This is a genomic window from Peptoniphilus indolicus ATCC 29427 (assembly GCF_000227315.1).
Lineage (GTDB): Bacteria > Bacillota > Clostridia > Tissierellales > Peptoniphilaceae > Peptoniphilus > Peptoniphilus indolicus.
In genome coordinates this window covers 190,025-199,646 of sequence record NZ_JH165061.1, presented here as the reverse complement: position 1 = coordinate 199,646, position 9,622 = coordinate 190,025, and the positions used below count along the sequence as shown (strand labels likewise).

7 protein-coding genes and 1 pseudogene are annotated in these 9,622 nt (G+C 31.5%); 5 read left to right on the top strand and 3 right to left on the bottom strand.

Going from position 1 to position 9,622, the window contains the following annotated elements; translation table 11 throughout:
* Positions 1–238 precede the first annotated feature (238 nt).
* Complete coding sequence (locus HMPREF9129_RS00860) at positions 239–1,267, top strand: hypothetical protein (RefSeq protein ID WP_004819328.1); 1,029 nt, start codon at positions 239–241, stop codon at positions 1,265–1,267.
* A gap of 36 nt (positions 1,268–1,303) precedes the next feature.
* Positions 1,304–2,140, top strand: a complete 837-nt coding sequence (locus HMPREF9129_RS00855) for a hypothetical protein (protein ID WP_004819327.1) — start codon at positions 1,304–1,306, stop codon at positions 2,138–2,140.
* A gap of 83 nt (positions 2,141–2,223) precedes the next feature.
* Here HMPREF9129_RS00855 and HMPREF9129_RS12735 read toward each other — a convergent pair whose 3' ends face one another.
* From HMPREF9129_RS12735 to HMPREF9129_RS00845, 3 genes and pseudogenes are all read right to left on the bottom strand, one after another.
* Positions 2,224–2,385, bottom strand: a complete 162-nt coding sequence (locus HMPREF9129_RS12735) for a helix-turn-helix domain-containing protein (RefSeq protein WP_342769543.1) — start codon at positions 2,383–2,385, stop codon at positions 2,224–2,226.
* A 45-nt stretch (positions 2,386–2,430) separates the two neighbouring features.
* Positions 2,431–2,612: pseudogene (locus tag HMPREF9129_RS12730) on the bottom strand (recombinase family protein); the annotation flags it as partial.
* 149 nt (positions 2,613–2,761) lie between these two features.
* Entirely contained in the window at positions 2,762–5,257 is a 2,496-nt protein-coding gene (locus tag HMPREF9129_RS00845; RefSeq protein ID WP_004819321.1) for an FAD-dependent oxidoreductase, read from the bottom strand.
* Positions 5,258–5,391: 134 nt separating this feature from the next.
* Between HMPREF9129_RS00845 and HMPREF9129_RS00840 the strand changes: the two genes are divergently transcribed.
* From HMPREF9129_RS00840 to HMPREF9129_RS00830, 3 genes are all read left to right on the top strand, one after another.
* Positions 5,392–6,456: a site-2 protease family protein gene (locus HMPREF9129_RS00840; RefSeq protein ID WP_004819320.1), complete on the top strand. Its 1,065-nt coding sequence runs from the start codon at positions 5,392–5,394 to the stop codon at positions 6,454–6,456.
* Positions 6,453–8,003: an ABC-F family ATP-binding cassette domain-containing protein gene (locus HMPREF9129_RS00835; protein ID WP_004819318.1), complete on the top strand. Its 1,551-nt coding sequence runs from the start codon at positions 6,453–6,455 to the stop codon at positions 8,001–8,003. Before HMPREF9129_RS00840 ends, HMPREF9129_RS00835 begins: the two co-directional genes overlap by 4 nt.
* A gap of 1 nt (position 8,004) precedes the next feature.
* Positions 8,005–9,622, top strand: a 1,618-nt coding sequence (locus HMPREF9129_RS00830) for an LTA synthase family protein (RefSeq protein ID WP_004819317.1), incomplete at its 3' end; no start/stop codon positions are given.

Below are 9,622 nucleotides of genomic sequence, written 5' to 3'. Positions count from 1 at the left end.
TTAGATAGTTTAAATTATAAGAGTTTTATAAAGAGTGAAGAGATAGAAATCGATTCTAAGGATAAAAAAAGTATTTTTATATTTTGACTCTGAAGGGTATATTATTTCAGTAGATCAGTTTAGCTTAGCAGCAGATATAGAAAGTATAGATATATCAATAAACAGTAAAATAGATTCTCTAACAGAACAAGAATATATTGATTATATAATTAATAAATATGTTCCAAAAGAATATAGCTTGATAGAAATAGAGAATACTTTTAAAGATATTCATTTAATTTCTTGTAGAAAGCCTAATAAACATGGGATAATAAATGATTATGATAAATATAAAATTACTGTTAATGTTTCAAAAAAAGTGGTTTTAGGATTTAATAAGATAAGTGAGTATATTGTTAATAATGAGTCAATAATTTCAAGGGAAAAAGCTGAGAATATAGCCATAGAAAAATTGATAGACGAAGGTTATAAGATTGAAAGTGTAGTTAATCCAGAAATAGAACTAACAGTAAAAAGAGAAAATGATTATTTTGAGAATGTTGATTATTTAGAAATGAGCGAAGAAGAAATGTTAAAATATACAGATATTGAATTAAATCGTCCTTTAACGTTGGTGTATTCTATTAAATTTCAATCCGGTATAAAAATATATGTAGATGCCTTAAAAGGTGTTATAGTTGGGGGAACAGAGGTTGCTAGTAAAGATGCGATGGCTACTTTTGGCTCGAATAAAGAAAAGAACGATTATAGATTTGCAATGACAGCAGGGAATACAAACAGGCTATTTAGAATATTAGGATATAATAGTATAATTTCTGATTCTATAGCAGATAATGGTAGATCTGCTCAAGCTTTTGTGCAAGGAGATGGCAATAATTATGCATTTAGTTTTTCAGGACATGCTAGCCCAACATATTTTGGGAATGGGCATGAAGATAGTAGATATTATGTAAGATATTTATCTCCTGATCAAGTAAGATGTTGTTGGGATTTAGTAATTTTAAATGGTTGTAATACTGCAGATCATGGAAATTATTGGAGTAATGCTTTCGGGATAAGAAATAACTCTTACAGAAAAGCATTTATAGGTTGGTATGCACATGAAGATATAGATGTACTTCGTGATTTTTCTAGAAGATTAACTAATTGTGTTGAGAATCATCCAAGAGATTCTATACTTGAGAATATCAATAGAGCTATAAGCCAGCAAGGAACTTATTATCATGTAAGATTTATAGGTGATTCTAACTATGACGAAAGAGCATAGTATGACGACATATTTTTGCAAGAGAGATATATAATTATGAGAGAAAAAATTTTCCCTATATTCATTATAGTAATAACTACTTTGTGCAGTTTGATATGGTTTGTAACAAGAGAACCTATAGCAGATAAAGATATACTATATAAAAAAATATCTGAAACAATTTCAGACTTTAATATTATGATAAAAGATACATCTAGTATAGATATTTCAACTGAAATAAATAGAGCAAGCAGAAAAAGTAAGTTTATTAAAATTCCAATAACTAGAGAAAAGGGATGTATGGTATTTACCAAGAATGGTGAAGTTAATGAAATCGACCAGATAGGTTTAATAGAAGATTATGACAATGTGAGAAAATCTATACCTAAAAATGAAAAGATAGATAATTTTTCTAGAACCGAGTATATAAACTATATTATAGAAAAATATATTCCCAATGAATACAGAATTATAGAAAATCAACCTTTTTTAAATTTAGGACACAGAATAGCATGTTTAAAAAATAATGAATATGGAATAAAAAATTATTATGATAGCTACGTATTTGTAGTTCCATATTCAGGTAATACAGTTTATACATTTTATAGAGTAGATGAATTTGAAATGACAGAAGGACCTAAAATTACTGAAGAAGAAGCAATAAAAATAGCAAAAGATGTATATAATAATGATGATTATACTGAAAAACCTTTTGAATTAGCAGAAGTTGAATTAGTTGTAAAAGGAGAAAATAATAATTTTGGTAGGTCATTTTGGAGAAGTGCATCTAATAAAAAGTTACATTTGGTTTATTCGGTAATATCAAAATCAAGAGATAAAATATATGTTGATGCGATAACGGGAAAAGTTATTGGTGGAGATTCAGAAGCATAGTTTAATTGTATTAAAAATTAAAAAAGTTAATCTAGTATTTATTAAGAATAATTAAATTTAATCAACTATAATAAATGGGCTAATCATTTTCGATTAGCTCGTTTTAATGTACTTACAGAAATTCCTGTCATCTCACTAACTTGTTTATATGAATAGGATTTTTTCAATTCTAAAGCATGATTTATTTGTTTTTGTGAAAATTTTTTAGGACGCCCTTCTCTATAATCTGATTTTAATTTAGCAATAGCCCTTCCCTCTTGAGTACGCTCTACAATAAGATCTCTTTCAAATTCAGCAAAAGCAAAAAATATTTGCCTAATTAATTTACTAGCAGGAGTATTATCCATAATGCCAATATTTAATATATGGACTCTAACATTTTTTTCTAAAAGAGAATTAATTTAGAACCTTCAATAGCACTTCTAGCGACTCTATCAAGTTTGGTAAACATTAAAGTGTCACCATCTTCCAATAAAGAAAGTAATTTATTTAGTTCAGGTCTATCAATTTTTGTTGGCTCTATAATAGCTGTTAGAGATTTACTCCCCAACAGATATTATAGAGCCTTTTTTTATTTCCTCGTATTTTTTATTCTCGGGACTTTTGCAACAGCCCCTTGTGTTATATAAATAAATTTACATTTGATTCTTCTGCATCACCAAGATAAGTTCCAACTCCTACATATTCAATTCCGTCGATTAGTTCTTCTTTAGTAATTCCCATAACGTCCATACTCATTGTGCAAGCCATTATTTTAACACCGTTTTGCATAGCACATTTAATCAAGTCTTCTAATGAATTTACATTTTTATCTCTCATTATCTTTTTCATCATTGCAGTTCCTAAACCGCCCATGTTCATCTTAGAAAGGCCAAGCTTAGTGCTACCCTTAGGTAACATAAATCCAAACATCTTTTCCATAAAGTTCTTTTTAATGGATGGCGGATTTTGTTTTCTAAGAGCAGACAGTCCCCAGAAAGTGAAGAACATAGTTACAGGTCTACCCATTGCTGCGGCGCCATTTGCAATTATAAAACTTGCCAAGACTTTATCAAAATCTCCGGAGAATACTATCATAGTTTTCCCATCAGGTGTGTTAGTAGGTGCGAGCTTTGGCATAGGTTTTAATTCATCACTGCCTTTTTTTAAAACTGCAACATATTTATTTCCATCTTTTCCTGCTGAAATAAGTGTGTTTCCGGTTCGGTTACTCCAAGCTTTAATATCTTTTACAAAACCGGGATCTGAAGCTTGGATTTCTAAAATATCCCCCTCATTTACTGTGTTCATCTTTTCAAAAACTTGCATCAAAGGACCGGGACATTGCATCCCCATACAATTTAGTTTGATTGTCCTGTTGTCTTCGTTATTACTATGGTTTTTGACATTAAAAGTTTTTTCTTGAAAATTTATATTTCCATTATCGGATAACGGCTCTAATTTTGGAGAAGGGTTTAATTTATCGTAATGAGTAGATTGATAGAATCTTGTTCCACCGGGATATAATTTAACTTTTTTAAAACCGTTTTGAATTAAAATTCTTGCAGCATTGTAAGAACGAACTCCAATTGCACAGAAAGTTATAATTTCTTTTTCTTTATCGAGTTCAGAAAGTCTATTTATCAACTGTCCTAAAGGAATATTGACAGAGTTTTCAATTTCAAATGCCATAAGTTCAGCCGGTTCTCTCACATCTAATAGAACTGCATCAGGATTTGTCTTTTCTATGTCCCAAGCTGAAAATTCAACTAAGTTAGTTAAGGTATTTTCAGCTGTGAAGCCTGCCATATTCACAGGGTCTTTAGCAGAAGAGAAAGGCGGAGCGTATGATAACTCTAGAGCTTTTAAATCAAAGATACTTCCGTTAAGTTTCATTGTAGTGGCGATTGTATCAATTCTCTTATCAACACTTTCCATGCCAACTATTTGAGCACCGTAGATTTTCATTCCGTCTGTGCTAAATAATAATTTAATAGTTAATGGGTTTGCTCCGGGATAGTAACCTGCATGGGAGTTTTGAGTTACGTATATTTTTTTGAAGTCTTTACCTTCAACAAGACCATTTTTTAGTAGAGCTTTTTCATTTGAGCCTGTTGATGCAACAGATAAATCGAATACTTGTGCGATTGAAGTGCCCATAGTTCCAGCATAGACTTCATTTCTACCACAGATATTGTTTGCAACAATTCTCGCTTGTTTGTTGGCAGGTCCGGCAAGAGGAATCATGGTTTTTTTATTTAGTATAAAATCATTAACTTCAATGACATCTCCAACGGCATATATGTCAGGGTCATTAGTTAGAAGATGTTCATCAACAATGATTCCACCACGTTCGTTAGTATTTATGCCGGCATCTTTAGCAATTTGACTATTAGGACGTACACCTATAGATAAAATAACTAAGTCAGAAGTTATTTTTTCTCCGGATTCTAAAACTACAGAGATTTTATCTGAAGTTTCTTCAAATTTAGAAACCGTGCTGTTAAGATGCAGTTTAACGCCATTTTGCGCTATATTTTCGTGTAAAAGTTGAGCCATTTCAAAATCTACAGGCGCCATCACTTGATTTGTACCTTCAACAAGATGGACATTTAGTCCTGCATGTTTCAAGTTTTCCATCATTTCAAGGCCAATAAACCCACCACCAATGACGACAACGTCCTTTACATTTTTTTCAGTTAAGAATTTTTTTATTGTAAGTGTATCCGGGACAGTCCATAGAGTTTTAATTCTATCGCTATCAATTCCGGGAATAGATGGTCTTAGAGGCGAAGAACCTGTTGAAATTATAAGTTTGTCATAGTTTTCAGCGTATTCAATACCGCTGTCAACTTTTTTAATTATTACTGTTTTAGAATCTCTATCTATTTTAACAACTTCATTTTCAACTCTTACATCAACATTGAATTTAGATTTCATTGCCTCAGGAGTTTCTAAGAAGAGAGCATCTTGAGATTCAATCACACCACCTACATAGTATGGGAGACCGCAGTTGGCGTATGAAATATAAGGACCTCTTTCTAAAACAATTATTTCAGCATCTTTATCCAGTCGTCTGAGTCTTGCAGCGGCTCCTGCACCACCGGCAACTCCTCCGATAATTACAATTTTTTTCATAGTTTTCCACCTTTCAGTAATATATATTTAGTATATATCTTTATAAGATGAGAAGTCGGTGACTAAGTCACAGAAGAAAAATAAGAATGTATGAAGTAGTATGTAATGTTATAATTATCAAATAGGGAGGGCGCATGGGAATACTATCTTTGATTATAGGATTTTTATTTGGAGGATTTGTAACTTATAGTTATGGAAATTACATATTAAATGGAGAAAGAATTAATCCTTTGGTATTTTTATATACTCTTGCACCGGCTATAGTATTTAGTATATTTATACATGAGTTGGGGCATTATTTAGCAGCAAAGATAAGTGGATATAGATTTGTAATGTATAGAATATCTTCGTATGCATTGGTAAGAGAAAATGGACATTTAAAATTTAAGAAATTTAAAATTCCGGGAACTCTTGGGCAAAATCTAATGGTTCCAAAACAGAAATTAGGGGAAGATTATCCATATATTTTATATAATATGGGTGGAGTTCTGTTAAATTTAATTACGGCAATAATATTTTTTGTAGTTATGATTAATGCTAGAGGAGATTTAAAAGCTTTTGCATTTCACATGCATATAGTAAATATATTTGGTGTGATAACCAATGGAATTCCATTAAAGGGAATGATTAACAATGACGGGAAGAATGCGCTTGAAAGCTACAAAAATAAATCATATAGGTTGTTAATTCAAGCGTCTTTGATTGCGAGTGAAAGATATTTAACAGAGTCAGAGAATTTGTGGTCGGAAGATGAAATGAAAGTTTTAACAGCGCCCGAAAATATGAAATATTTAGAATTTAACAGTTTTATGGTAGATTATTATTTGGATATTGGAGATTTTAAAAGAGCTGAAGAAACAGCAGAATTGGCTTTGACAAAGCCGGTGTTGTCTTCAGATTTACAAAGACAAGTTTTAATTGGAGAGGTACTCTTCTATAAACTAGTGAATAGAGATGAAGAAGGTATAGAGAAGTACGATACTGAAGAATTTGAAAAATTTAGAAATAAAATATTAAAGGCTCTTATAAATAGATTTCATATAGAATATGCTTTTACACTGTATGAAAGAGATTATGCCGGAGCTAGAAAGATAAAGAAAGATTTTGAAGAGTATATTACAACTTATCCATTTGTAGGACAGAGTAAGTCCGTTGCAAAATTAATGGATTATGCAGATGAAAAATTAGGTGAAAAATGAGTATTTTAACAGTAAAAAATTTAAGTCATCAGTATGGCGGCAGGGAAATTTTAAATGATGTAAATTTTAGATTATTACAAGGAGAACACGTTGGTCTTGTGGGTCCAAATGGAGAAGGTAAGAGCTCCTTTATGAACATCATAACAGGTAAGTTAGTTCCTGAAGAAGGAGAGATAACTTGGGCAAAGAGAGTGAGAGTTGGATATTTAGACCAACACGCCACTTTTGTCGGAGATTATACAGTTAGAGATGTATTAAAGAGCGCATTTGCGCATTTATATGATTGGGAACAAGAAATAAACGCTGCATATATGAAAATGGGAGATGTTGGGGAAGCTGAGTTAAATGAGTTGATGGAAGAAGTTGGAACGCTTCAAACTCTACTAGAGCAACACGATTTTTATATGATTGATTCAAAAGTTGAAGAAATTTCAAATGCATTTGAGTTACACTCAATAGGACTTGATAAAAACTTTAAAGATTTATCCGGGGGGCAGAGGTCAAAGATATTGTTGGCAAAGTTACTGTTGGAAAAACCGGATATATTGATGCTTGACGAGCCGACAAATTATTTAGACGAAAACCACATAGATTGGTTGAGAAATTATTTGGTAAATTATGAAAATGCATTTATTCTAATTTCTCATGATATAGACTTTTTAAACTCTGTAATAAATATAATCTACCATGTTGAAAATAAAGAATTGAACAGATATGTAGGGGATTATTCAGAATTTGAAAGACTTAGAGAGTTAAAGAAAAAGCAAATAGAAGCTGCATACAAGAAACAACAACAAGAAATACAAGAGTTGGAAGATTTCGTTGCGAGAAACAAGGCGAGAATTGCCACAAGAAATATGGCGATGTCTAGACAAAAGAAATTAGACAAGATGGAAATTATAGAACTTGCCAAGGAAAAACCAAAGCCGGAATTTAGATTCTTATCTACTTCTCAAATGTCAAAATTAATTTTTGAAACAAAAGATTTGGTAATAGGCTATGACAAACCACTTACTAAGCCTTTGAATTTGAGAATGGAGAGAGGCGATAGGATTGCTCTTGTAGGTCCAAATGGAACAGGAAAGAGTACCCTTATAAAAACTGTCTTGGGAGAAGTTAAACCAATTTCAGGGAGCATACACCAAGGGCAAAGCATTCAAGTTGGATATTTTAAACAAGAAGAATTTTATGAAGATAAAAAGACGGCAATTGATGAAGTATGGGAAGAGTATCCAAGCTGGAACCAAGCAGAAGTCAGAGCTGCTCTTGCAAAATGTGGTTTGATGACAGAACAGATAGAATCTTTAGTTAGAGTTTTAAGCGGAGGAGAGCAAGCTAAGGTAAGGTTATGTAAAATTTTAAATAGACCGGCAAATGTATTGATGCTTGACGAGCCTACTAACCACTTGGATCCTGAAGCAAAAGAAGAATTAAAACGAGCTATTAAAGATTTTGATGGGGCGGTTTTCTTAATAAGCCACGAAAGAGATTTCTATGAGTCGATAGCAACAGAAATATGGAATATGGAAGATTTTAAGGAAGTGTAAAATGACTTTTTTAATTTTGGGTTCGATTTTTTCTACGATATTTTCTCTAATCATCTCAAAGAATAACAAGAAAATTAGAATTGTAGATTTTTTCAAAGAACCTAAAATAGTTTTGTTAAATTTTTTGCCTATAATTTTATGCTCAATAATACTTAGCAAAATAAAATTTGTAAACGGAGCAGCGGTTGTAATGGTAGCGGTTAACACTTTGGCATTAATCCACTACTACAAAGTTCAGTTTAGAGAAGAACCATTGTATTTTAAAGACATATTAATTTTTAAAGAAGCTATAAATATGTCAGGGCAATATCCACTAAAATTAAACGGAAGTGCTTTACTCTATATATTGTCAATTATGGTGGCGATATTAATGCAATGGTACAAAACGGAATTTGAGATATCTACAGCTATGCTTTTAATTTCAATTGTATGCTTAGTGGCAGTTTGGTATGCGATAAAAAATGAGAGAGTTTATAGAAGCTTGACTATAAGAGATATGAGCCCATATATTGAACTTGAAAGTTACCAAAGCAAAGGATTTTTATATCCATTTCTACACTCTATATCCGATATATTTGAGTATAAATTTAAAAACTATTCTGAAAAGATGGCAGTAGAGGAGCTTTCAGAATTTGAGGAAGGCAAAAATTGTGATATAAATTTTTTAGTTATAATGCTTGAATCATTTAAAGATTTTTCAACCGTTCAAGGAAATTTTGAATTTGAAATCGATCCGTATGAAGATTTTAAAAAATTAAAAGTTGAATCGTTGAGTAGCGGGCTGATAGTGGATGCGTTCGGAGGAGGAACTTTTACCACTGAAATGCAAGTTCTAAGCGGTTTTTACCATCTTCCTAAATTCAAAAGAAATACCCAAACTTATGTGAATTATTTTAAAGATCTGGGCTATATGACCACAGCACATCATCCATATTATGGTGGGTTCTACAACAGAAAACAGATATACAAAAATATAGGCTTTGAAAGTTTTAAGTATTACGAAAATTATTTTAAAAATTTTTCTGAAAAGCCGCTGAGGGATAGAGAATTTTTTGAAAAACTTATGGAAGATTTTGAAGAGAGTTCTAAAAAATCAAAAGTATTTAGTTTTGCAGTTACATTTCAAAACCACGGGCCGTACACTAAAGATATAGAAGGCGAAGATATTATAAAGTGGAAAGAAAATTATAATGAAGGACTGTTTAACTACTTTAATAATTATCTCAGAGGAATTAAGGATACTTCTGACAATCTTAAAATATTGACGGATAAACTAAATAAAATTGATAAGCCAACAGTTATGGTTTTATTTGGCGACCATTCTCCAACGATGGGAGAAAATAAAAGTTTGATTGAAATGCTTAATATCGAACAAAATTTGAAGACTGTTGAAGGTGTACGCAACTTGTATGAAACTCCGTATTTGTTTTGGGCGAATGAAAGTTTGAGACAAAGGATAGAACTTTGTGGAGATGGAAGAACCATAGAGCCGGCTTTTTTAATATCTGAATTGTTAGATAAACTTAAAATTAAAGGAAATATATACAGTCAGTTTTTATCAAGCTATTCTAAAGAACATTCAGTTAGAAAAGATTTTATAAACTTAGACGGACAGGGGA

What these genes read in the sequence shown, in the direction of transcription:
- HMPREF9129_RS00855 (WP_004819327.1), top strand. Translation starts at nt 1,304, where the DNA reads ATGAGAGAAAAAATTTTCCCTATATTCATTATAGTAATAACTACTTTG.
- HMPREF9129_RS00845 (WP_004819321.1), bottom strand. Translation starts at nt 5,257, where the DNA reads ATGAAAAAAATTGTAATTATCGGAGGAGTTGCCGGTGGTGCAGGAGCC.
- HMPREF9129_RS00840 (WP_004819320.1), top strand. Translation starts at nt 5,392, where the DNA reads ATGGGAATACTATCTTTGATTATAGGATTTTTATTTGGAGGATTTGTA.
- HMPREF9129_RS00835 (WP_004819318.1), top strand. Translation starts at nt 6,453, where the DNA reads ATGAGTATTTTAACAGTAAAAAATTTAAGTCATCAGTATGGCGGCAGG.